The sequence below is a fragment of the Streptomyces sp. BoleA5 genome, from assembly GCF_000373665.1.
Taxonomy (GTDB): Bacteria; Actinomycetota; Actinomycetes; order Streptomycetales; family Streptomycetaceae; genus Actinacidiphila.
Window position 1 is genome coordinate 41,635 of the sequence record NZ_KB892113.1, and the last position, 21,312, is coordinate 62,946.

General features: G+C 73.8%; 23 protein-coding genes and 1 riboswitch. Of the genes, 15 read left to right on the top strand and 8 right to left on the bottom strand.

The window, feature by feature from the left end:
• Positions 1 to 44 precede the first annotated feature (44 nt).
• Complete coding sequence (locus B085_RS0124405) at positions 45 to 725, bottom strand: RDD family protein (protein WP_018561223.1); 681 nt, start codon at positions 723 to 725, stop codon at positions 45 to 47.
• A gap of 101 nt (positions 726 to 826) precedes the next feature.
• Here B085_RS0124405 and B085_RS0124410 point away from each other — a divergent pair, with 101 nt between their 5' ends.
• The 9 genes from B085_RS0124410 to B085_RS0124445 all read left to right on the top strand — a co-directional run bounded on the left by B085_RS0124410 (position 827) and on the right by B085_RS0124445 (position 8,691).
• Positions 827 to 1,681 (top strand): bifunctional methylenetetrahydrofolate dehydrogenase/methenyltetrahydrofolate cyclohydrolase, encoded by an 855-nt coding sequence (locus B085_RS0124410; protein WP_018561224.1) that lies wholly within the window; start codon positions 827 to 829, stop codon positions 1,679 to 1,681.
• Positions 1,678 to 2,121: a DUF3017 domain-containing protein gene (locus B085_RS0124415; RefSeq protein WP_018561225.1), complete on the top strand. Its 444-nt coding sequence runs from the start codon at positions 1,678 to 1,680 to the stop codon at positions 2,119 to 2,121. Before B085_RS0124410 ends, B085_RS0124415 begins: the two co-directional genes overlap by 4 nt.
• 84 nt (positions 2,122 to 2,205) lie before the next feature.
• The gene (locus B085_RS0124420; RefSeq protein WP_018561226.1) at positions 2,206 to 3,423 is read left to right on the top strand and encodes an NADP-dependent isocitrate dehydrogenase; all 1,218 of its coding nucleotides are present in this window, start codon (positions 2,206 to 2,208) and stop codon (positions 3,421 to 3,423) included.
• A 239-nt stretch (positions 3,424 to 3,662) separates the two neighbouring features.
• A complete protein-coding gene (locus B085_RS43655) occupies positions 3,663 to 4,637 on the top strand; it encodes a sensor histidine kinase (RefSeq protein ID WP_324603878.1) in 975 nt (324 codons plus the stop codon).
• Positions 4,638 to 4,639: 2 nt separating this feature from the next.
• The gene (locus B085_RS51710) at positions 4,640 to 4,897 is read left to right on the top strand and encodes a hypothetical protein (protein ID WP_324603879.1); all 258 of its coding nucleotides are present in this window, start codon (positions 4,640 to 4,642) and stop codon (positions 4,895 to 4,897) included.
• On the top strand, positions 4,894 to 5,592 hold the full coding sequence (locus B085_RS0124430) for a response regulator (protein ID WP_018561227.1): 699 nt from the start codon (positions 4,894 to 4,896) through the stop codon (positions 5,590 to 5,592). The genes B085_RS51710 and B085_RS0124430 overlap by 4 nt, the downstream gene beginning before the upstream one ends.
• Positions 5,593 to 5,687: 95 nt before the next feature.
• Entirely contained in the window at positions 5,688 to 6,536 is an 849-nt protein-coding gene (locus B085_RS45860; protein ID WP_158689818.1) for a helix-turn-helix domain-containing protein, read from the top strand.
• 85 nt (positions 6,537 to 6,621) lie between these two features.
• Positions 6,622 to 7,515: a helix-turn-helix domain-containing protein gene (locus B085_RS0124440; RefSeq protein ID WP_018561229.1), complete on the top strand. Its 894-nt coding sequence runs from the start codon at positions 6,622 to 6,624 to the stop codon at positions 7,513 to 7,515.
• Positions 7,516 to 7,701: 186 nt separating this feature from the next.
• A complete protein-coding gene (locus B085_RS0124445; RefSeq protein ID WP_018561230.1) occupies positions 7,702 to 8,691 on the top strand; it encodes a malate dehydrogenase in 990 nt (329 codons plus the stop codon).
• 77 nt (positions 8,692 to 8,768) lie between these two features.
• Here the strand turns inward: B085_RS0124445 and B085_RS0124450 are convergent, their stop codons facing one another.
• A complete protein-coding gene (locus B085_RS0124450) occupies positions 8,769 to 10,211 on the bottom strand; it encodes a PLP-dependent aminotransferase family protein (protein ID WP_018561231.1) in 1,443 nt (480 codons plus the stop codon).
• A gap of 208 nt (positions 10,212 to 10,419) precedes the next feature.
• Here B085_RS0124450 and B085_RS51025 point away from each other — a divergent pair, with 208 nt between their 5' ends.
• Positions 10,420 to 10,596, top strand: a complete 177-nt coding sequence (locus B085_RS51025; protein ID WP_018561232.1) for a carboxymuconolactone decarboxylase family protein — start codon at positions 10,420 to 10,422, stop codon at positions 10,594 to 10,596.
• Between the two features lie 221 nt (positions 10,597 to 10,817).
• Here B085_RS51025 and rocD read toward each other — a convergent pair whose 3' ends face one another.
• Positions 10,818 to 12,023 carry an ornithine--oxo-acid transaminase gene (gene rocD, locus B085_RS0124460; RefSeq protein WP_018561233.1) on the bottom strand — a complete coding sequence of 402 codons (1,206 nt, stop codon included), beginning with the start codon at positions 12,021 to 12,023 and terminating at the stop codon, positions 10,818 to 10,820.
• Positions 12,024 to 12,154: 131 nt separating this feature from the next.
• Positions 12,155 to 12,241, top strand: a riboswitch (ZMP/ZTP riboswitch).
• A 30-nt stretch (positions 12,242 to 12,271) separates the two neighbouring features.
• Between rocD and B085_RS0124465 the strand changes: the two genes are divergently transcribed.
• Positions 12,272 to 13,714, top strand: coding sequence for a glycine hydroxymethyltransferase (locus B085_RS0124465; protein ID WP_018561234.1), 1,443 nt, complete (start codon positions 12,272 to 12,274; stop codon positions 13,712 to 13,714).
• Positions 13,715 to 13,764: 50 nt separating this feature from the next.
• Here B085_RS0124465 and B085_RS0124470 read toward each other — a convergent pair whose 3' ends face one another.
• The 3 genes from B085_RS0124470 to B085_RS0124480 are packed head-to-tail and all read right to left on the bottom strand — an operon-like array spanning position 13,765 to position 15,862.
• Positions 13,765 to 14,484, bottom strand: a complete 720-nt coding sequence (locus tag B085_RS0124470) for a hypothetical protein (RefSeq protein ID WP_158689819.1) — start codon at positions 14,482 to 14,484, stop codon at positions 13,765 to 13,767.
• On the bottom strand, positions 14,442 to 15,305 hold the full coding sequence (locus B085_RS43670; protein ID WP_018561236.1) for a hypothetical protein: 864 nt from the start codon (positions 15,303 to 15,305) through the stop codon (positions 14,442 to 14,444). The genes B085_RS0124470 and B085_RS43670 overlap by 43 nt, the downstream gene beginning before the upstream one ends.
• A complete protein-coding gene (locus B085_RS0124480; RefSeq protein WP_018561237.1) occupies positions 15,302 to 15,862 on the bottom strand; it encodes an RNA polymerase sigma factor in 561 nt (186 codons plus the stop codon). The genes B085_RS43670 and B085_RS0124480 overlap by 4 nt, the downstream gene beginning before the upstream one ends.
• Positions 15,863 to 16,007: 145 nt before the next feature.
• Here B085_RS0124480 and trpS point away from each other — a divergent pair, with 145 nt between their 5' ends.
• The 4 genes from trpS to B085_RS0124500 all read left to right on the top strand — a co-directional run bounded on the left by trpS (position 16,008) and on the right by B085_RS0124500 (position 20,251).
• Positions 16,008 to 17,021 (top strand): tryptophan--tRNA ligase, encoded by a 1,014-nt coding sequence (gene trpS / locus B085_RS0124485; protein ID WP_026251381.1) that lies wholly within the window; start codon positions 16,008 to 16,010, stop codon positions 17,019 to 17,021.
• 169 nt (positions 17,022 to 17,190) lie between these two features.
• Positions 17,191 to 17,793 carry a 2'-5' RNA ligase family protein gene (locus tag B085_RS0124490; protein WP_026251382.1) on the top strand — a complete coding sequence of 201 codons (603 nt, stop codon included), beginning with the start codon at positions 17,191 to 17,193 and terminating at the stop codon, positions 17,791 to 17,793.
• A gap of 46 nt (positions 17,794 to 17,839) precedes the next feature.
• A complete protein-coding gene (locus B085_RS0124495) occupies positions 17,840 to 19,246 on the top strand; it encodes a pyridoxal phosphate-dependent decarboxylase family protein (protein ID WP_018561240.1) in 1,407 nt (468 codons plus the stop codon).
• A gap of 33 nt (positions 19,247 to 19,279) precedes the next feature.
• Complete coding sequence (locus tag B085_RS0124500; RefSeq protein WP_026251383.1) at positions 19,280 to 20,251, top strand: YihY/virulence factor BrkB family protein; 972 nt, start codon at positions 19,280 to 19,282, stop codon at positions 20,249 to 20,251.
• A gap of 24 nt (positions 20,252 to 20,275) precedes the next feature.
• Here B085_RS0124500 and B085_RS0124505 read toward each other — a convergent pair whose 3' ends face one another.
• Both B085_RS0124505 and B085_RS0124510 read right to left on the bottom strand, forming a co-directional pair.
• Positions 20,276 to 20,848: a 3'-5' exonuclease gene (locus B085_RS0124505; RefSeq protein ID WP_018561242.1), complete on the bottom strand. Its 573-nt coding sequence runs from the start codon at positions 20,846 to 20,848 to the stop codon at positions 20,276 to 20,278.
• On the bottom strand, positions 20,824 to 21,306 hold the full coding sequence (locus B085_RS0124510) for an ATP-binding protein (RefSeq protein ID WP_018561243.1): 483 nt from the start codon (positions 21,304 to 21,306) through the stop codon (positions 20,824 to 20,826). Before B085_RS0124510 ends, B085_RS0124505 begins: the two co-directional genes overlap by 25 nt.
• Positions 21,307 to 21,312 lie beyond the last annotated feature (6 nt).

The following is a 21,312-nucleotide window of genomic DNA, read 5'->3' on the forward strand; positions in this document are numbered from 1 at the left end:
TCGCGCGGACGGGACCGGGGACGTGGGCTCATTCTCGCCCGGGGCTACTGGACCTTGACGACGACCGTGTTGAGGATCTTGTCGGCGAAGGTCTGCTTCTTGTCGTCCCACAGCGGCCACAGGTAGCCGATGTAGCAGGCGGCGCCGTCCAGGCCGTGGCAGAGCCGGCGGACGAAGGCCATGCCGAAGCCGAGCGGACGGCCGTCCAACTCCCGCAGCACACTGATGCCGAGGGCCTTCTTGCCCGGGGTCTGGCCGGTCTTGCCCTCGCGGTAGCAGAGGAACAGGCCGCCGAGCACGGACAGCACGAAGCCGAGGCCGATCAATGCGAGTGCGCCGCCGGGCATCGCGGGCGGGTCGCAGGGGCCGGCGGTCGCGTTGCAGCGGTCCGCCTCGTCGATCAGCGCGGCGATGAACTGCCCGTAGCCGATGCCGATGAGGATCATCGGCACGAGACCGGTGACGAGGAAGTCGATCAGCGTCGCGCCCACGCGCGCGCCCCAGCTCGCGAACGGCGGCATGCCCGGGACGGGACCGGCGGGACCTCCCGGGTAGCCGTAGCCGTACGGGCCCTGGGCCTGCGGCGGAACGGCGCCGTAGGGCGGTTGGGGCTGCGTCGGGTAGCCGTAGCCGGGCTGGGCCGGAGGCTGCTGCTGGGGATGGCCGTAGGGCTGCTGCGGGGGCTGCTGGCCGTAGGGGTTGCCGGGACCGGGCGGGTAGCTCACTGTGGCTTCTTTCGCGCGGATGGGACTGGGGACGGGCACATCGTCGTGGGCGGCGTCATCCGCTGTCCAGCGTTGGTGTGCGGACCTGAGAAGATGGAGGTATGACCGCCCAGATTCTCGATGGCAAGGCCACTGCCGCCGCGATCAAGTCCGAACTGTCGACCCGCGTCCAGGTGCTCAAGGAGCGGGGTGTCACCCCGGGGCTGGGCACGCTGCTGGTCGGCGACGACCCGGGCAGCCGCTGGTACGTCGCGGGCAAGCACCGCGACTGCGCGGAGGTCGGTATCGCCTCCATCCAGCGCGAGCTGCCGGAGACCGCCACCCAGGAGGAGATCGAGGCGGTCGTCCGCGAACTGAACGACAACCCCGAGTGCACCGGCTACATCGTCCAGCTCCCGCTTCCCAAGGGGATCGACACCAACCGCGTCCTGGAGCTGATGGACCCGGCCAAGGACGCCGACGGACTGCACCCGACGAACCTCGGGCGGCTGGTGCTCAACGAGCGCGGCCCGCTGCCCTGCACCCCCAACGGCATCGTGGAGCTGCTGCGGCGGCACGGCGTCGAGATCAACGGCGCGCACGTCGCCGTGGTCGGCCGCGGGGTCACCGTCGGCCGCTCGATCGGGCTGCTGCTGACCCGCAAGTCGGAGAACGCCACCGTCACCCTCTGCCACACCGGCACCCGTGACCTGTCCGCCCAGTTGCGCCAGGCCGACATCATCGTGGCCGCCGCGGGCGTGCCGCACCTGGTGAAGCCGCAGGACGTGCGGCCGGGCGCCGCCGTGCTGGACGTCGGTGTCAGCCGCGACGAGAACGGCAAGATCGTCGGTGACGTGCACCCGGGCGTGACCGAGGTCGCCGGCTGGATCTCGCCGAACCCCGGCGGCGTCGGCCCGATGACCAGGGCCATGCTGCTGGCGAACGTCGTGGAGGCCGCGGAGGGCCGGTACGCATGACCGGCACGGGCCCCCGTACGGATGCTGCGCCGCCGGAGGAGAACGGCGACTCCGGCCGCAGCCGCCGCTTCCAGGTGCTGACCCGCGGTACCGCGCGCCCCGAGGGCGGCGGCCGGGCCATGGGCGCCCACGCGCCCGCTCCGGCCCGTCAGTGGCCGATCCTCGTGGTCTGCGGATCGGTGCTGCTCGGCCTGGTGCTGGTGGCGGCGGACGTCACCCGGGCCGGCCTGGTGCTGGTCGGCTCGGCGCTGCTGCTGGGCTCGGTGATGCGCCGGCTGCTGCCCTCGGTGGGCATGCTGGCCGTCCGCAGCCGCTTCACCGACATGATCACCTACGGTGTGCTGGGGGCCCTGATCGTGCTGCTGGCGCTGATGGCGCAGCCGCACCCGGTGCTCGAGATCCCCTTCCTGGAGGACGTCGTCCGTTTCTCCGTGCGTTGATCCGGTTACGCTGTGTGGCGAGTGTCCTGACGTACGACGTGTACCCCGGGCACACGTCACGGCGTGAGAGGGAGAACGACTCCCATGACCAAGATCAAGGCAAGGAACCCGGTCGTCGAGCTCGACGGCGACGAGATGGCGCGGATCATCTGGCGGTTCATCAGGGACGAGCTCGTCCTGCCCTACCTCGACATCGGACTGGTCCGCTTCGACCTGGGCATCGAGCACCGGGACGCCACCCACGACCGGGTGACGGCGGAGGCGGCGGAAGCGGTCGCGCTGCACGGCGTCGGCGTCAAGTGCGCCACCGTCACCCCGGACGAGGCGCGGGTCGCGGAGTTCGGCCTCAAGGGGATGTACCGCTCTCCGAACGCCACCATCCGCGACCGCCTCGGCGGCGGGATCTTCCGCGAACCCGTCGTCCTGCGGAACGTGCCGCGGGCCGTGCCCGGCGGGACCCGGCCCGTGGTGATCGCGCGGCACGCCTTCGGCGACCAGTACCGGGCCACCGAGCTGCGGATCCCGGGGGCGGGCACCCTCGCCCTGAGCTTCACCCCGGCCGACGGCTCCGACCCGGTCGACCTGGAGGTCCACCACTTCCCGGGCCCCGGCGTGGCGCTCGGCATGGTCAACCTGGACGAGTCGATCCGCGAGTTCGCGCGCGCCGCCTTCCGCTACGGGCTGGCGCGCGGGCTCCCCGTCCACCTGTCCACGAAGAACACGGTGCTCAGGAAGTACGACGGCCGCTTCAAGGACCTCTTCCAGGAGGTCTTCGACACCGAGTTCCGGCGCCAGTTCGAGGCGTCGGGCCTGGGCCACGAGCACCGCCAGGTCGACGACATGGCGGCCTCGGCCATGAAGGGCGCCGGCGGCTACGTCTGGGCGTGCAAGAACTACGACGGCGACATCCTGTCCGGGGTCCTCACCCGCGGCGTCGGCTCGGCGGGGCTGATGACCTCGCTCCTGATGACCTCCGACGGCCGGACCGTGGTGTCGGAGGCGGCGCACGGCACGGTCACCCGCCACTACCGCAGGCACCAGGCGGGCCGGCCGACCTCGACCAACCCCATCGCCATGGTCTTCGCGTGGAGCCGCGGCCTGGCCCACCGCGCCCGGCTGGACGACACCCCCGAGCTCGCCCGGTTCGCCGGGACGCTGGAGAGCGCCTGCCTGGAGGTCGTCGAGGCCGGCCAGCTGACCCAGGACCTGGCCGTGCTGATCAGCCCGGAGCAGCCGTGGCTGACGACCGAGCAGTTCCTGGCCGCCGTCGACGAGAACCTGCGCAAGCGCATGTCCGGCTGAGGCCGGACGTCCGGCGCCGCGCGGCACCCTCCACGACCCGGTGCCCCGTCCTCCCCCGTCGGAGGGCGGGGCACCGTCGTGTTGGGGCGCCCCCCTCTGGCCCCCGGCGACGACGCTACGGCCGGCGGGGCCGGCAGGTCGTCCCGTGCCGGTTTGACCTTTCGTAAGAGGACGTACAACTTCCGCGGTACGGCGGGGGACTGACGCCCACCCGCACGGCCGGGGCCTACGCTGCGCCCGTGGGGAACAAGGGGCTGGTCGACGTCCTGCTGGCGGTGGGCTTCACCGCCGCCAGCATGCTGCTGGGGCACGAACGGCCGCCCGACGACTGGATACGCCTCGACCTGTTCGGCTACGCGCTGACCGCCCTGGTCAACCTGCCCGTCGTGGTGCGCCGCTGGGCGCCGGTCGGCGTCTGCGTCTTCGTCTGCGCCGCCTGGGTCCTCTACGTCGCCGCCGGGTACTGGCCGGTCGTCAACTCGATGGCGCCGCTGCTCGCGCTGTACACCGTCGCGGCCCTGCGCCCGGTGCGCACCGCGCTGGCCTGTGCGGCGCTGCTGGGCGCGGTCTGGGTGTACGCCGGGCTGACCGCGGCGCAGGGCTCGATGGCCACGGTGGCCGCGCAGGCCGTGGTGTTCCCGCTGGTGATGTGCCGTTTCGGGCGCTCCGCCCGGGTGTCGGCCAAGCGCGAGGAGCGGCTGGCCCGGCTCACCGAGCAGCTGCGGACCGAGCAGCAGGACCGGGCCCGGGAGACGGTGGCGGAGGAGCAGGCGCGGATAGCCCGCGAGCTGCACGACGTCGTCGCCCACCACATGTCGGTGATCTCGGTGCAGGCGGGCATGGCCGCGTACGTGTTCCACACCTCCCCGCAGACCGCCCGCGGCGCGCTCGACACCATCTCCGACACCACCCGCGAGGCGCTCCAGGAGATGCGCCGCATGCTCAAGGTGCTCCGCGCCGGGCCGGGGGAGCCGCAGGAGGGCTGGGCCTCGTACGACCCCATGCCCTCGGTGACCCGGCTCGGCGAGATGATCGAGCGGGTGCGGGCCGCGGGGCTCGCCGTCGAACTGCGGATCGAGGGCGAGCCCCGGCCCGTCGCCCCCGGCGTCGGACTGTGCGCGTACCGGGTCGTGCAGGAGGCGCTGACCAACGTGCTCAAGCACGCCCCCCTCGCCCGGCCCGGGTCCTGGTCGGCTACGAGCCGCACCACCTGACGGTGACCGTCACCGACGACGGCGCCGGCACCACGGGCGCCACCGGGACCGGCGGCGGCTCCGGGGCGCCACCGGGCCGATCCGATCCGGCCACAATCGGCCGGGGAACGGGCCACGGGTTGATCGGCATGCGGGAGCGCGCCAGGCTCTACGGCGGGACGGTGGACATCGGCCCGCTCGGCGAGGGTTTCGAGGTACGGCTCGTGCTCCCCACGTCCGCGCGCGGGACGGAGCGGCGAGGGGACGCATCGGACGCATGACCAGGGTGCTCGTCGTCGACGACCAGTTCCTGATCCGGGCCGGCCTCGCCGCGCTGCTGCAGGCGGCCCCCGGCATCGAGGTGGTCGGGGAGGCCGGCGACGGCGAGGAGGCCGTGGAGCGTGCGGCGCTGACCGCGCCCGACGTGATCCTGATGGACATCCGGATGCCGGGGATCAGCGGGGTCGTCGCCACCGAGCGGATCCTGGCCGCCGCGGCGGACCCGCCGCCCCGGATCCTCGTCCTCACCACCTTCGACCTGGACGAGTACGTCTACACCGCGCTGCGCGCCGGGGCCTCGGGCTTCCTGCTCAAGGACGCGGGACCCGACCGGCTGATCGCCGCCGTCCACGCCGTCGCCGGAGGGGACACCCTCTTCGCGCCGAGCGTCACCCGGCGGCTGATCGAGGCGTACGCACCGCCGCGCCCCGGCGTCCCGCGTCCCGGCGTCCCGCCCGCGGGCGCGGACCGCGCCCCGCCCGCCGAACTCGCGGCGCTGACCGCGCGGGAGGCGGAGGTGCTGCGGCTGGTCGCCCGAGGCCTGGCGAACCCGGAGATCGCCGACCTGCTCTTCATCAGCGAGGCCACCGTCAAGACCCACCTGAACCGCACCATGGCCAAGCTCGACCTCGGCAGCCGCGCGCAGGCCGTCGTCCTGGCCTACGAGACCGGACTCGTCACCCCGCGCGGCGCGTGAGGATTCTCCGGATTCCGTGCATCGAGCGTATGTGCGTCGCTACCGTGGGTTGATCGACGGAGCCGGGGGGGTGCGTGGTGGCACGTTGGGAGCCATTGCCCGAGACATTGGACGGTGCCGCGCGCCGTCTGGCCGTGCATCTGCGCCGGATGAAGGACCGCAGCGGGCTGAGCGTCCCGGCGCTCGCCGCGCGCACGGCGAGCAGCGCGGGCGCCTGGGAGCGGTACCTCAACGGCGTGAGGATCCCGCCGCGGGACGCCGTCGAGGTGCTGGGGCAGCTCAGCGGTGCCGACTACGACCGGCTGATGGCCCTGTGGGAGCTGGCCGACCGCGGGGTCGCCGAGACCATGAAGGGCTTCCCGTACGCCGATCCGCTCGATCCGCTGGCCCCCGTCGAGGGGATGCCCCGGCACGCCCTGCGACGGCGCCGCAAGGCCCTGCTGGCGGCTGCCGGCGGGCTGGTGCTCGGCGGGGTGTTCGCGCTGCTCGTGGCGACCGGGGTGGCCACGGACGGGACCGGGCGCGCCCAGGCGCCCTCGGTGGCCCGCCCCACGGCCGGCGCGCCGGTCGGCCCGGCGCCCTCCGCCTCCGGCTCGGCGGGCCCCGCCGTCACCTCCTGGCCCGGCTCGGCTCCCGCGGCGCAGGCGAAGGACGCGGCGGCCTCCCGTACCGCGGCCGCGATGTCCCCGGACGGCGGCACGCCCACGGCGCAGGTGACGCAGAGCGGCGCGGTGTCCTCCGCCCCGGGGCGCGGCCCGCACACGGCGGCACCCGGCACGGGCGGACCGACGCCGGCGGCGCCCGCCGGCGGCGCACCCACGACCAAGGCACCGCCGCCCGCGACGAGCGCACCGGCGGCGCCCGCGCCCTCCGCGTCCCCGAGCCGCAGCCCCGGCAAGGGGCTCTGCCTGGGCCTGATCATCCTGGGCATCTGCATCGGATGACGGGCGCAACCGGACGGGCCGCCCGAAGCATCCTCATCGGCAGCCTTCCGGTACAGAACGGCAACAGCAAGAGGGGGAACGGGAGATGGCCCGCTGGCGGCCACTGGCCGACGACCTGGACCCGCGGGTACGGGAGTTCACCGAGGCGCTGCGGCGCCAGGTCGACCGCGGCGGCCTGAGTGTCGCGGCGCTCGCCGAGGCGACCGGGTACAGCAGGAGTTCGTGGGAGCGGTACCTGGGCGGCCGGCTGCTGCCGCCCCGTTACGCCGTGGTCGCGCTCGCCGAGGCGACGGGTGCCGACCCGGCGCACTTCACCACGATGTGGGAGGTCGCCGAGCGGGTCTGGAGCCGCGCCGAGGGCCGCCACGACGTGACGATGGAGGCGGTGCGGATCGCCGAGGCCCGTGCCGCGCTCGGGGGGTTCGGTCCGGCCCCGGCGGCGCCCTCCCCGGCGCCCTCCCCGGCGCCCGCCGCCCCGGCGGTACGGCGCCGTCCGGTCCTGCTCTTCGTGGCGGGCGTCGTGGCCGTCGTGCTGGCGGTGGTCGGCGTCACCGCCCTGACCGGCGGCGACGGCGACGACCGCGCCCGGCCCGGCCCGTCCCGTACCGCCCGGGCGGCCGCTCTGCCCGCGGGCGTGAAGTGCACCGGCCAGGAGTGCACGGGCAAGGACCCCGAAGGAATGGGCTGCGGAGGCGGCAACGCCCGTACGGCCGCGGCGGCCTGGGTGGGCGGCGCGTACGTCGAGATGCGCTACAGCCGGGTCTGCGCGGCCGTCTGGGCCCGCATCTCGGCCGGGGCCCCTGGCGACACGGTCAGCGTCACGGAGGCGGGCGGGGCCCGCCGCTCGCAGCGCAGCCGCATCGGCCGGGACCCCGAGGCCTACACCTCGATGCTCGCCGTCCGCGCGCCCGGCGCGGCCCGCGCCTGCGCCACCCTCACCACGGGTTCCCACGGCTGCGCAGCGCCTCCGCCCGGCTGACGGCCGCCGCACACGCCGGCCGCCCGGGCGGGCGCGGTGACCGGGGCCACACCGAGTGTGGCTCCCGGCGCGACGGCACGGGTATAGCCTGGCGTGGGTCTCTTGACGCCGAGAGATCCCCGTTCCGGGGCATGGGACGCTGCCGGGGCGGCAAGGGATCCAGCAGGAGAAGGCCAGGAGAAGGCAATGACTCGCACTCCCGTCAACGTCACCGTAACCGGAGCCGCCGGCCAGATCGGCTACGCGCTGCTCTTCCGCATCGCCTCCGGCCACCTGCTCGGCCCCGATGTCCCGGTGAAGCTGCGGCTGCTGGAGATCACCCCGGCGCTGAAGGCCGCCGAGGGCACCGCGATGGAGCTGGACGACTGCGCGTTCCCGCTGCTCAAGGGCATCGACATCAGCGACGACCCGAACGTCGCCTTCGACGGCGCCAACGTGGGCCTGCTCGTCGGCGCCCGTCCCCGCACCGCCGGCATGGAGCGCGGCGACCTGCTGGAGGCCAACGGCGGCATCTTCGGCCCGCAGGGCAAGGCCATCAACGACCACGCCGCGGACGACATCCGCGTCCTCGTCGTCGGCAACCCGGCGAACACCAACGCGCTCATCGCGCAGTCCTCGGCCCCGGACGTCCCGGCCGACCGCTTCACCGCGATGACCCGCCTGGACCACAACCGGGCCATCTCGCAGCTGTCGAAGAAGACCGGCGTGCCGGTGAGCGAGATCCGCCGCCTCACCATCTGGGGCAACCACTCCGCAACCCAGTACCCGGACATCTTCCACGCCGAGGTCGCCGGCAAGAACGCCGCCGAGACCGTGGGCGACGAGAAGTGGCTGGCCGAGGAGTTCATCCCGACCGTCGCCAAGCGCGGCGCCGCGATCATCGCGGCCCGTGGCGCCTCCTCCGCGGCGTCGGCGGCCAACGCCGCCATCGACCACGTCTTCACCTGGACCAACGGCACCGCCGAGGGCGACTGGACCTCCGCCGGCGTCGTCTCCGACGGCTCCTACGGCGTGCCGGAGGGCCTCATCTCCTCCTTCCCGGTGACCGCGAAGGACGGCCGGTTCGAGATCGTCCAGGGACTGGAAGTCAACGAGTTCTCCCGTGCGCGCATCGACGCGTCGGTCGCGGAGCTCGAGGAGGAGCGCGAGGCGGTCCGCGGCCTCGGCCTCATCTGATCCCGGGACACCGAGTCCCCGAGCGGCCCTCCGCCGCGCCCCGCACGGGCGCGGCGGGGGGCCGTTTCGCGTGCGCCTCACGCCGTGTGCGCGGCGAGCAGCGCGCAGAGGACGTCCAGCGCGCCGGCGAAGGCGTGCTCGGGCGGGGCGCCGTAGCCGACGACGATCGCGTCGTCTTCCGTGCCGCCGAAGTCGGCGACGGACTGCAGGGCGAGGCCGTGCTCCCGCGCCCGTGCGACCAGCGCGCCGGCCGACGTGCCCGGCGGCAGCCGCAGGACGGCGTGGAGGCCGGCGGCGATGCCCGAGACCCGCACGGCGGGGGCGCGGGCGGCGAGCGCGGTGACGAGGCGGTCGCGGCGGCGCCGGTAGTGCAGCCGCATGCGGCGCACATGGCGGTCGTAGCCGCCGGAGACGATCAGCTCGGCGAGGGTCAGCTGGTCGAGCACGGGGGACTGGTGGTCGGCGAGGAGCTTCTCGGCGAGCACGGGCTCCACGAGTGCGGGCGGCAGCGCGAGCCAGGCCAGCCGCAGCCCGGGGGCGAGGCTCTTGCTGGCGGTTCCGGCGTAGACGACGTGCTCGGGCGCCAGGCCCTGAAGGGCGCCGACCGGCTGCCGGTCGTAACGGAACTCCCCGTCGTAGTCGTCCTCGACGACCAGGCCGCCGGTGTCGCGAGCCCAGGCCACGGCCGCCGTGCGACGCGCGGGGGAGAGCGGTGCGCCGTACGGGAACTGGTGCGCGGGTGTGAGCATTACGGCGTCGACGCGGTTGTCGAGGACGGAGACCTGCGCGCCGTCGTCGTCGACGGTCAGCGGGACGGTGGTGAGCCCGGCCATCCGCAGGATGCGCAGGGTGTGCGGGTAGCCGAGCGCCTCGACGGCGACGCGGTGGGACCCCCTGCTCCGCAGGGCCCGGCCGATCAGCCCGGCGGCCTGGACGAAGCCCGTGCACACCACGACGCACTCCGGGGCGGTGCGCACCCCGCGCACCCGGCCCAGGTACGCCGCCAGGGCCTCGCGCAGTTCGGGGCGGCCGCGCGGGTCGGTGTAGCCGAGGGCGTCGTTGGGCGCGGCCGCCAGGGCGCGGCGCGCGGCGGCGGACCACGCGGCGCGGGGGAACGAGCCGAGGTCGGGCGAGCCGGGCCGCAGGTCGTACGGGAAGTGCTCCCGGTGCCACAGCGGCTCGGCCGGTGGCTTGGGGGCGCGGGCGGGGTCCGTGGCGCCGCTCGGGCGCTGCGCGGTGGGCGGCCCGGTCGGGCGCCAGCCGTCTCCGACCCGCGTGCCGGAGCCCTGGCGGGCCGTCAGCCAGCCCTCGGCCACCAGTTGTCCGTAGGCGTCGGCGACGGTGTTGCGGGCGACGCCCAGGTCCTTGGCGAGCGTCCGGGAGGACGGCAGCCGGGTGCCGGGGGCGAGCCTGCCGTCGCGCACGGCCCCGCGCAGCGCGTCCTCCAGTCCGGCGCGCGCACCGCTGCCGCCGGCGAGGTCCAGATGGAGGTCGACTCCTGAAATGGCCCACTCGTTCACCCTCCAAGTGGACCATGGGTTGAGGCCACCTTGAACCTCGGTCGAGTAACATGTCGACGATCACCACGGCCGCCGGCGCTCCTTCCGGCCTCGGCCCGGACGACCTGGTCCCCGCGCACGCCCCCCGCATGCTGCTCGGGAAGGCCGCCCCCGACTTCCACAAGGCGATGACCGCCCTGGACGCCGCGGCGGCCGCCGGCCTCGCCCCATGGTCAAGGAGCTGGTCAAGGCCCGTGCCTCGCAGCCCAACCGCTGCGCCGACTGCGGGGACCAGCACCTGCACGACGCCCGCAGGCCAGGGCTGACCGAGCAGAAGCCGCACGCGCTCACCGTGTGGCGCGAGTCCCCGTCCTTCACCGCGCGCGAGCGTGCCGCGCCGCCCTGAGGCGGTGACCCGGCGCGCGGTCAGGGCGGTGTCCCGGACGAGGTCCACGACGAGGCCGCCCGGGTCTTCGACGAGGACGAGCTGCCCCGGCTGATCGCCATGTGCGTGACCATCAACGCCTGGAACCGCATGGGCGTGACGGCGCGGCTGTCCCCGGCGGTGCCCCGACGGCGTCTGACCGCCGGGGCGCCCCTCGTCCGGGCCCCTGCCCCCGGCGGGGCTCAGGCCGACAGCACGGCCCGCAGCTGGTCCAGGCCCCAGTCCAGATCCTCCTTGGAGATGACCAGCGGCGGCGCGAGCCGGATCGTGGAGCCGTGGGTGTCCTTGACCAGGACACCCCGCTCCAGGAGCCGTTCGGAGATCTGACGGCCGGTGCCGTGCTCCGGGGCGATGTCCACCCCCGCCCACAGACCGCGTCCGCGGACCTGCGTGACGGCCCCGCTGCCGGTCAGCAGCGCCAGCTCGTGGTGCAGGTGGTCGCCGAGTTCGCAGGCCCGCTGCTGGTACTCGCCGGAGCGCAGCATCGCGAGGACCTCCAGCGCCACCGCGCAGGCCAGCGGGTTGCCGCCGAAGGTCGAGCCGTGCTCACCGGGCCGGTAGACCCCGAGCACCTCCGACGAGGACACGACCGCCGAGACCGGGACGACGCCCCCGCCGAGCGCCTTGCCCAGCACGTACATGTCCGGGACGACGCCCTCGTGCTCCGACGCGAAGGTCCGGCCCGTCCGGCCCAGCCCCGACTGGATCTCGTCGGCGATGAAGAGGATGCCGCGCTCCTCGGTCAGCCGGCGCACGCCCGCCCAGTAGCCGGCCGGCGGTACGAGCACCCCCGCCTCGCCCTGGATGGGCTCCATCAGCACGGCCACGGTGCGGTCGTCCAGGGCCGCCTCCAGCGCCGCCAGGTCGCCGTACGGGACGACCTCGAAGCCGGGGGTGTACGGGCCGAAGTCCGCGCGGGCCTCGGGGTCGGTGGAGAAGCTGATGATGGTCGTCGTCCGCCCGTGGAAGTTGTCCGCGGCGACGACGATCTTCGCCTGGCCGTCCGGCACGCCCTTGACCCGGTAGCCCCACTTGCGGGCCGTCTTCACCGCCGTCTCGACGGCCTCCGCGCCGGTGTTCATCGGCAGCACCATCTCCATGCCGCACAGCTCGGCCAGCTCCGTGCAGAAGCGCGCGAAGCGGTCGTGGTGGAACGCCCGCGAGGTGAGCGTCACGCGGTCGAGCTGGGCCTTGGCGGCCTCGATGAGACGGGCGTTGCGGTGCCCGAAGTTCAGCGCCGAGTAGCCGGCGAGCATGTCGAGGTACCGGCGGCCCTCGACGTCCGTCACCCAGGCGCCTTCGGCGGAGGCGACGACGACCGGGAGGGGGTGGTAGTTGTGGGCGCTGTGCGCCTCGGCGGCGGCGATGTGCTCGGCGGCGGTCGACACGTGAGTGCTCCGTTCGTGGTACGTCGGGAGTTGTGGCGCTGGGGCCCGGTGGGGCCCCTTTCTATCGTCGCTCGTCCCGGATGCGAAGAAACCTCGTGCCGGGCGGCGCCCCGACCGGCGTTGCTAGGCTGGCCACGGGTCGTGACTGGCGCGCTGGGATGGGATTGACCATCGGGGAGCGGCCCGTGAACTGTGTGCCGTGCGCCTGGGCCGTCCCGTATGCCGTGCCGTGCAGCAGGAGGTCTGACATGCCGAGTGGTTCCACCGAATCCACCGCCTTCCGCAGTGCCATCGAGGTCATCAGGGGTGTCGAGCCGCGCGTGGCCGACGCCATCGGCCAGGAGCTCGAGGACCAGCGCGACTCGCTCAAGCTCATCGCCAGCGAGAACTACGCCTCCCCGGCGGTGCTGCTGGCCATGGGCAACTGGTTCAGCGACAAGTACGCCGAGGGCACCGTCGGCCGCCGCTTCTACGCCGGCTGCCGGAACGTCGACACCGTCGAGGCGCTCGCGGCCGAGCACGCGCGCGAGGTGTTCGGCGCCCAGCACGCCTATGTGCAGCCGCACTCCGGCATCGACGCCAACCTCGTCGCCTTCTGGGCCGTGCTCGCCGCCCGGGTCGAGGCGCCCGCGCTGGAGCGGGCCGGGGCCCGCCAGGTCAACGACCTGAGCGAGGAGGACTGGGCGCGGCTGCGCCACGAGCTCGGCGACCAGCGGATGCTCGGCATGTCGCTGGACGCGGGCGGGCACCTCACCCACGGCTTCCGGCCCAACATCTCCGGCAAGATGTTCGACCAGCGCAGCTACGGAACTGACCCCGCCACGGGTCTGCTGGACTACGAGGCACTGCGCAAGACCGCCCGCGAGTTCCGGCCGCTCGTCATCGTGGCGGGCTACTCGGCCTACCCGCGGCTGGTGAACTTCCGGATCATGCGGGAGATCGCCGACGAGGTCGGCGCCACGCTGATGGTCGACATGGCGCACTTCGCGGGCCTGGTCGCCGGCAAGGTCCTCACCGGCGACTTCGACCCCGTGCCGCACGCGCAGATCGTCACCACCACCACACACAAGTCGCTGCGCGGCCCGCGTGGCGGGATGGTCCTGTGCGACTCCTCGCTCGCCGAGCAGGTCGACCGCGGCTGCCCCATGGTGCTCGGCGGCCCGCTGCCGCATGTCATGGCCGCCAAGGCGGTGGCCCTGGCGGAGGCCCGCCGCCCGGACTTCCACGGCTACGCGCAGCGCATCGTCGACAACTCCCGGGCCCTGGCCGAGGGGCTGCTGCGCCGTGGCGCCACGCTGGTGACCGGTGGCACGGACAACCACCTCGTCCTGATCGACGTCGAGTCCTCCTACGGGCTCACCGGCCGGCAGGCCGAGGCGGCGCTCCTGGACTCGGGCGTCGTCACCAACCGCAACTCCATCCCCCAGGACCCCAACGGAGCCTGGTACACCTCCGGCATCCGCATCGGCACCCCGGCGCTCACCACGCGCGGTCTCGGCACGGGGGAGATGGACGAGATCGCCGGACTGATCGACCGGGTGCTCACGGCCACGACGGCGGGCGTCACCTCGGCCGGCAAGCCGTCCAAGGCGCAGCACGTGCTGGATGCCAAGGTCGCCGACGAGGTCGCTCAGCGCGCGACGGACCTGCTGGCCGGTTTCCCGCTCTACCCCGGGATCGACCTCGGCTGATCCGCCGCCCGCACGGGGTGCGTGCCGCAGCGGCGCGCACCCCCGCCGCGTCAGGCGTCGACGAGCTCCTGGCGGGGGCCCTCCTCGGGCGTGCGTCCGGATATACGGCGCAGGACGAGAAAGGTGCCGGCGCCCCCGACGAGCAATCCGGCGCCGAGCCCGGGCAGGGAGAGCCACCAGCCGTCCGCGCCACCGGCGTCACCGGCCGCCGCGGCCCGCGCGGCATCCGAGGCCCGCGGTGCGGCCGCCGCGGTCTCCTCGGCGACGGTCGCGTCGTCCGGGCCGAGCGGATAGTCGGGAGCGCTCATGCCGAGGCCCTTGTCGGACTCCATCAGGCCCAGCCGGCCCAGGAGGGCACGGAGCTTGTCGGTGCGGGCCGCCCTGCGCCACACGCCCTGCTCCGGCAGACCCTTCTCCGTCGCCGAGCGGCTGTGGACCCAGGCACCGCCGGGGCCGTCCGGATACACGAAGTCCACCTTCCAGACCGACACGTCGTGGACCAGCCAGGTGAGGGTGACCTCGCGCTGCCGGTCGTTCATCACGTCCGACAGCGACTTCGGCGCCTCCTCCTCCGGCTCGTTCCCGATGGACTGCTCCAGTTCCCGGTAGTCGGGTGAACTGGCGTAGAGGCCCGCGGCCCTGCCGCTGCCCGGAGCGACCAGCATCACGCTGGTCGGCCCACCCGCCGCGGCCGGCCCCGATCCGCCGATCACCGCGGCGAGCGCCGTCACGGTGACTCCGGCCCAGGTGACGAACCTATCGATCCGCATCCCGTCCCCCTCTCGCTCGGTCCTGCCCCTGTTACACCGACCGGGCCCGCGAGGTTCCCGTCCGCGGGAGGAGACAGGCCCTGACGCCGCCGGGCGGAGTCCGCGACGGCGAGGGCGCGCGCCAGGTCCGGCACGCCCTCCAGGCGCAGCGTCGTCCCCCCGCGCTGCCAGACCAGGGTCGGCCCGGCGGTCCGGGGGGCCTCGCGGCGGGTACGGCCGTCGGGGTCGACCAACTGCACGTAGTGGGGCTCCGCGAACCACACCCCGTAGTCGGTCCCGGTGCCCAGCTCGACCCACTCGGCCGCCCCGCCGACCTTCTTGAGGAAGACCATGTCGATCGTGGCCCGGAACTGGTCGAGCCGTACCGTGCGCCCGTCCACCCGCCAGCTCATCGACAGCACCCGGCCCCCGTCGACGGCCGCCACCCCGTCCGGCTCGCCCAGCGCCTGCGGCACGTACGCCCCGTCCAGCGGCGCGTCGCCCCGCACCGGCGGCGGGGCGCCCGTGCCGGGGCGGGCGCAAGGGTCACGGTGCACGACGACGCCGCCGAAGCCGAACCAGTCCGCGACCGCGGCCCGTACCGGCGGTGTCAGCACGAGCACCACCAGCAGCCCGCACAGCACCGCCGTCAGGGCCCGCCACCGTGCCGCGGCCCACGCCCGCGCCCGGCTGCGGCGGCCCGGCGCGGGGACGGCCGGGGCCGGCGCCGCCTCGGCCAGCAGCCGGGCCAGCACCTGCTCGGCGACGGAGTCGGGCGACGGCGCCGGGATCTCCAGCCACCGGCCCGCCTCGCGCAGTTCCTCCGGGAGCCCGTCCGTCATGGGCGCCGCCCCCCGTCGTCGCACCGGCCGGCCGGCACCGGCTCGCCGAGCACCGCCCGCAACCGGGCCAGGGCCCGGTGCAGCCGGGACTTCACCGTGCCACGCGGCCAGTCGAGCACCGTCGCCGTCTCCTCCTCGTCCAGGTCCAGCAGATAGCGGCAGGTGACCACCAGCCGGTGCGGTTCGCTCAGCGTCCGCACCGCGGCCAGCAGCTCCGTCCGGCGCTCCCGCGACACCGCCAGCGACTCCGGGTCGTCCGCCGCGGGGGGCAGGGCCTCCAGCACGGCGTTGCGCTCCACAGCCGACCGCAGACGGCGCGCCGCCCGCCCGGCGTTCCTCGCCTCGTTGGCGACGATCCGCAGCAGCCACGGACGGAAGGCCGCCCCGTCCCGGAAGGTCGCGAGCGCGCGGTACGCCTTGACGAACGAGACCTGCACCACGTCCTCGGCGTCGGCGCCCGCGCCGAGCAGCACGGCGGTGCGGTGCGCGACGTCCGCGTGCAGGCGCACCAGCTCCGCGTACGCCTCCCGCTCACCGGCGCGTACGCGCGCGATCACCGCCGCCTCCCCCTCCGTGGCGGACCCCCCTCCCGTCGCCCGGCGCCGCCCCCGTGCGGCTCCCGTCGCCCCTTCTACACCGCCGGCCGCCCCCGGGTTCCCACCGCGGCCATGGAATCCGCGCGGACCTGAGAGAATGAGTGCCATGGCTCTCGATCGTCCCCGTGTGCTCTCCGGTATCCAGCCCACCGCAGGTTCGTTCCACCTGGGCAACTACCTGGGCGCGGTCCGCCAGTGGGTGGCACTGCAGGAGTCCCATGACGCCTTCTACATGGTCGTCGACCTCCACGCGATCACCGTGCCGCAGGACCCGGCCGAGCTGCGCGCCAACACCCGGCTCGCCGCCGCCCAGCTGCTGGCCGCGGGGCTCGACCCGGAGCGCTGCACCCTGTTCGTCCAGAGCCATGTCCCCGAACACGCACAGCTCGGCTGGGTGTTCAACTGCCTCACCGGCTTCGGCGAGGCGTCCCGCATGACGCAGTTCAAGGACAAGTCCGCCAAGCAGGGCGCCGACCGGGCCACCGTCGGCCTGTTCACGTACCCGATCCTGCAGGTCGCGGACATCCTGCTGTACCAGGCGAACGCCGTCCCCGTCGGCGAGGACCAGCGTCAGCACATCGAGCTCACCCGCGATCTCGCGGAGCGCTTCAACGCCCGCTTCGGCGACACCTTCACCGTCCCCGACGCCTACATCGTCAAGGAGACGGCGAAGATCTACGACCTGCAGGAACCGCTGTCGAAGATGAGCAAGTCGGCGGCGTCCCCGAAGGGCCTGGTCAACCTCCTGGACGAGCCCAAGGCCTCGGCGAAGAAGATCAAGAGCGCGGTCACCGACACCGACACCGTGATCCGCTACGACGAGCAGGAGAAGCCGGGCGTCAGCAACCTGTTGACCATCTACTCCACCCTCACCGGCACCGGAATCCCGGAACTCGAGCAGAAGTACGAGGGCAAGGGCTACGGTGCGCTCAAGACCGACCTCGCGGAGGTCTTCGTGGAATGGGTCACGCCGTTCCGCGAGCGCACCCAGGAGTACCTGGGCGACCCCGAGACGCTGGACTCCGTCCTCGCCAAGGGCGCCGAGAAGGCCCGGTCCGTCGCCGCGGAGACCCTGGCGAAGGCGTACGAGAGGATCGGCTTCCTGCCCGCCAAGCACTGACGGCCCCTTCCGCTCCCGAACGCCCGGGAAGAGGGGCCTTAGGTCCCGCGCAGGTGTGACGGACGACGCTCGCGCGGGAGGCCGCGCGCGCGTCACACTGGCTCTGACGGAGTTGTGTCGTACGGCGTGCGTACGACGCCGCGAACCGACCCGGGGAAGGGGTGAACGCGTGGGAAACCGCATGATCGGCGTGTCGATCGCGGTCCCCGAGCCTTACGGCAGCCTGCTTCAGCAGCGCCGTGCCGGCTATGGAGACCCGCTGGCGTACTGCATCCCCACCCACGTCACGCTGCTCCCGCCCACCGAGGTGGACACGGCGCTGCTCCCGGCCTTCCGGGAGCACCTCGCCGAGGTCGCCGCCACCGGTCGCGCCTTCCCCATGCGGCTGGAGGGCACGGCCAGTTTCCGGCCGGTCACCCCGGTCGTCTACATCGATCTCGTCCAGGGCGCCCTCCACTGCGCCGAACTGCAGGAGCGGGTCCGCTCCGGTCCGGTCCGGCGCGAGCTCCAGTTCCCCTACCACCCGCACGTCACCATCGGCCACGGTATCCCCGACGAGGCGCTGGACCGTGCCGAGACGGAGCTCGCCGACTTCGCCGCCGCCTGGACGGTCAGCTGCTTCTCGCTGTACGAGCAGGACGACGAGGGCGTCTGGCGCAGTGTGCGGGACTACCCCTTCGGCGGCGCCCCCGGGCATTCCCTCGTGCCGCACCAGACGGGTGCGTGCGAGTCGCTCAGCCCGGCTCCCGCGGGCGGTCCGCCGCACGGGTGAGCACGCCGGGCGGGGCCGCGCACGACGCCCCGCCTACGCTGCCGCCATGCACCCCACACTCGCCGCGGACCGCGCACACCTCCCCGAACTCCTGCAGGCCGTACGGGACCTGGCCGTCCGTGAGCTGGAAACGGTGGACGAACGCCCGGCCGCCCGACCCGGGCCCGCCCCCGAGCCGCAGCCCCTCCCCGTCACCGGGACCGGTGCCGACGGCGCGCTCGCGCTCTTCGAACGGCGCTGGGCACCCGGTTTCTCGGGCAGTGCCGGACCGCGCTACCTGGGGTTCGTCACCGGGGGAGCGACCCCAGCCGCCGTGGCGGGCGACTGGCTCACCAGCACCTACGACCAGAACGTCTCGGCGGGCGGCGACTCGTCCGCCGCCGCCCTGGAACGCGAGACCGTCGGTTGGCTCCGCGCGATGCTCGGCCTCGCCGAGGAGCACAGCGGCGCCTTCGTCACCGGCGCGACCGTCTCCAACACCGTGGGCCTGGCCGTGGCGCGCGAGTGGCTCGGCGAGCGGCTCGGGCTGTCCGTCTCCCGTGACGGGCTGGCCGCGCTCGGCCCGGTGACGGTGCTGTCCGGCACCCCGCACTCCAGCGTCGACAAGGCCCTGTCGGTGCTCGGGCTCGGCCGCTCGTCCCTGACTTCCGTGCCGGTGCTGCCCGGTGGCCGGGAGGCGGTGGACGTCGACCGCCTCGACGCGGCGCTGACGGCGCTGGAGGGCGAGGGCCGCCCGGCCGTCGTGGTCGCGAACGCCGGCACCGTCAACACCGTCGACTTCGACGACCTGCGCGCGATCGCCGCCCTGAAGGAGCGCCACGACTTCTGGCTCCACGTCGACGCGGCGTTCGGCGGCTTCGCCGCGCTGTCGCCCTCGTTCGCGCACCTCACCGAGGGCATCGACGCCGCCGACTCCGTCTGCGTCGACCTCCACAAATGGCTGAACGTGCCTTACGACGCCGCCGTCCAGTTCACCCGCCGTCAGGACCTCCAGGTCCGGGTCTTCCACAACGCCTCGTCCTACCTGGGCCTGCCCGCACTCCCCGACCCCGACTTCCTCCACCTCACCCCCGAGAACTCCCGCCGGCTGCGCGCCCTCGCCGCGTGGTTCGCCCTCACCGCCTACGGCAGCGAGGGCCACCGCGAGGTCGTCGAACGCAACGCCGCCTGCGCCCGCCGTCTCGGCGAGGGCATCGAGGCCGACGCCCGCCTGCGGCTCCTGGCCCCCGTCCGGCTCAACGTCGTCTGCTTCACCCTGGCCGACGACCCCACGGCCGAGCGCGTCGGCGCGTTCGTCCGTGCCGTCGCCGCCTCCGGCGAGGCCTTCCTCACCCCGACGGTCCTCCACGGCGTCCCCGCCGTGCGGGCCGCCTTCAGTAACTGGCGTACATCGGAGGCCGACACGGACCGCGTCCTGGACGCGATCACCGCCGCGACGACGACCGCCACCTAGAGTGCACGTCGTGACGGAGGGTAGGCGCGTGGTATGGAATGGCTGACTCGGCTCCCAGTGATCGGACCGTGGATCGCGCGGCTCATGCGCACCCACGCCTGGCGCACGTACGAGCATCTGGAGGGCGTGCACTGGACGCGGCTGGCCGCCGCCATCACCTTCGTCAGCTTCGTCGCGCTCTTCCCGCTGCTGACCGTCGGCGCCGCCGTCGGCGCGGCGCTGCTGTCCCCCGGTCAGCTGAAGCAACTCGAGGGCAAGCTGGCAGAGCAGGTGCCGGGCATCGCCGACCAGCTCAACATCGGCGGGCTCGTCGACAACGCGGGCACGGTGGGCGCCATCGCCGGCGTGCTGCTGGTCCTCACCGGTGTCAGCTGGGTCGGTGCCCTGCGCGACTGCCTCAGGGCGGTCTGGCACAAGGACGACGAGCCCGAGAACCCGTTCCTGCAGAAGCCCAAGGACTTCGGCGTCCTGGTCGGCCTCGGCGCCGTCGCGCTGCTCTCCGTCGCCTGCTCGGCCCTCGCCGGGACGGCCGTCGGCCGTCTCGGCGACGCCATCGGCCTCGACGAACACGGGCCGGGGCGCGCCCTGTTGTCGGTGGCGGGCTTCTGCATCGCCGTCCTCGTGGACCTGCTGATCCTCGCCTACCTGCTCACCCTGCTGCCGGGCGTCACCCCGAACCGCCGCGACGTCGTCGTGGCGAGCCTCATCGGCGCGATCGGCTTCGAGCTGCTGAAACTGCTCATCAGCGGCTACCTGCAGAGCGTGGCCACCAAGAGCATGTACGGCGCCTTCGGCGTGCCCATCGCGCTGCTGCTCTGGATCAACTTCACGGCGAAGCTCCTGCTGTACTGCGCGGCGTGGACGGCCACCCCGCACAGCGCCGAACTGGCCGCCGCCGCGGCGCGGAAGGACCGCAAGGACCCGCCGGGCGAGCCCGAGCGCGGTCGGCCCGAGCGCGGTCGGCCCGAGCGGCCCGAGCGGCCCGATCGGCCCGAGACTGCCTGACTCCGGGAGGCCGCCCCGGCGGGGTCAGAAGGCCGGCGTCGCCGGCCAGGCGCCCCGCTGCGACAGGTCGACGACGAGGGCGGCGACGTTCCACGCGTCGTCCTCGCCGCGGTGGTGGCGACCTTCCAGGGGCAGTCCGACGATCCGGAGCGCCTCCGCCATGCCGGGACGCTTGGTCAGGCGGTGGGCCTGGGTGAAGAGCGTCTTGACGTTGATGTGCCGGCCGCCGAAGGGGTACGTCGTGTCGGTGGCCCGGCACTGACGGTTGAACTGGTGGCGGTCGTAGTCGCCCCAGCTCGCCCACGGACGCGATCCCGCCCGGTGCTCGACGGCGAGCAGCTTGCAGGCGTCCGCGAAGTCCAGCCCGGAGTCCACCTCGGCCTGTGTCAGACCGGTCAGTCGGCTGCAGAAGGGACTCACGGCGGAGCGCGCGGGCCGCACGAGAACGCGGTGGCGGGCGACGCGCTCGCCCGCGACGAGGTCCACGACGGTCAGCCCGATCTCGATGATCTCGCTCACCGAGCCCTGCGGCGGCTCGCCGTCCCAGCACGTCGCCTCGACGTCGATGACGTTCAGGAGTCCCAGGTCACTGTCCATGGCGCGAACCCTACGTCGAGATCCGGCCACTGGTCACTACTGTTTACGCATGCATTTGTCACTCTGAGTTCGAACCAGACCGTCTTGCCGATGCCGTACGGCCGAGGCTGAACGTTCCAGGCGTCGGCGAGCATGTCGAGGAGCGCCAGCCCGCGTCCAGACTCGTCCGTCGCGGACGCCTGCCGCGGCACGGGCGGGTCGTCGCACGCGTCGCAGACCTCGACCCGCAGCACCCCCGAGACCAGGGCGGCCCGAGCGGCGATCCGCCGGCCCGGCGGGACCCGCGCGTGCCGGACGGCGCTGCTCATCAGCTCGCTGAGCAGCAGGACCGCGGTGTCCGTCGTGCCGGCGGCGAGGCCCCACGCGAGGGCCTGTTCCCGCAGCCTGGCCCGCGCCCGGCCGACGCTGCGCGGGTGGCGCGAAAACCACCACTCGACAGGGGGAGTTGTCTCGTTCATGGCTCA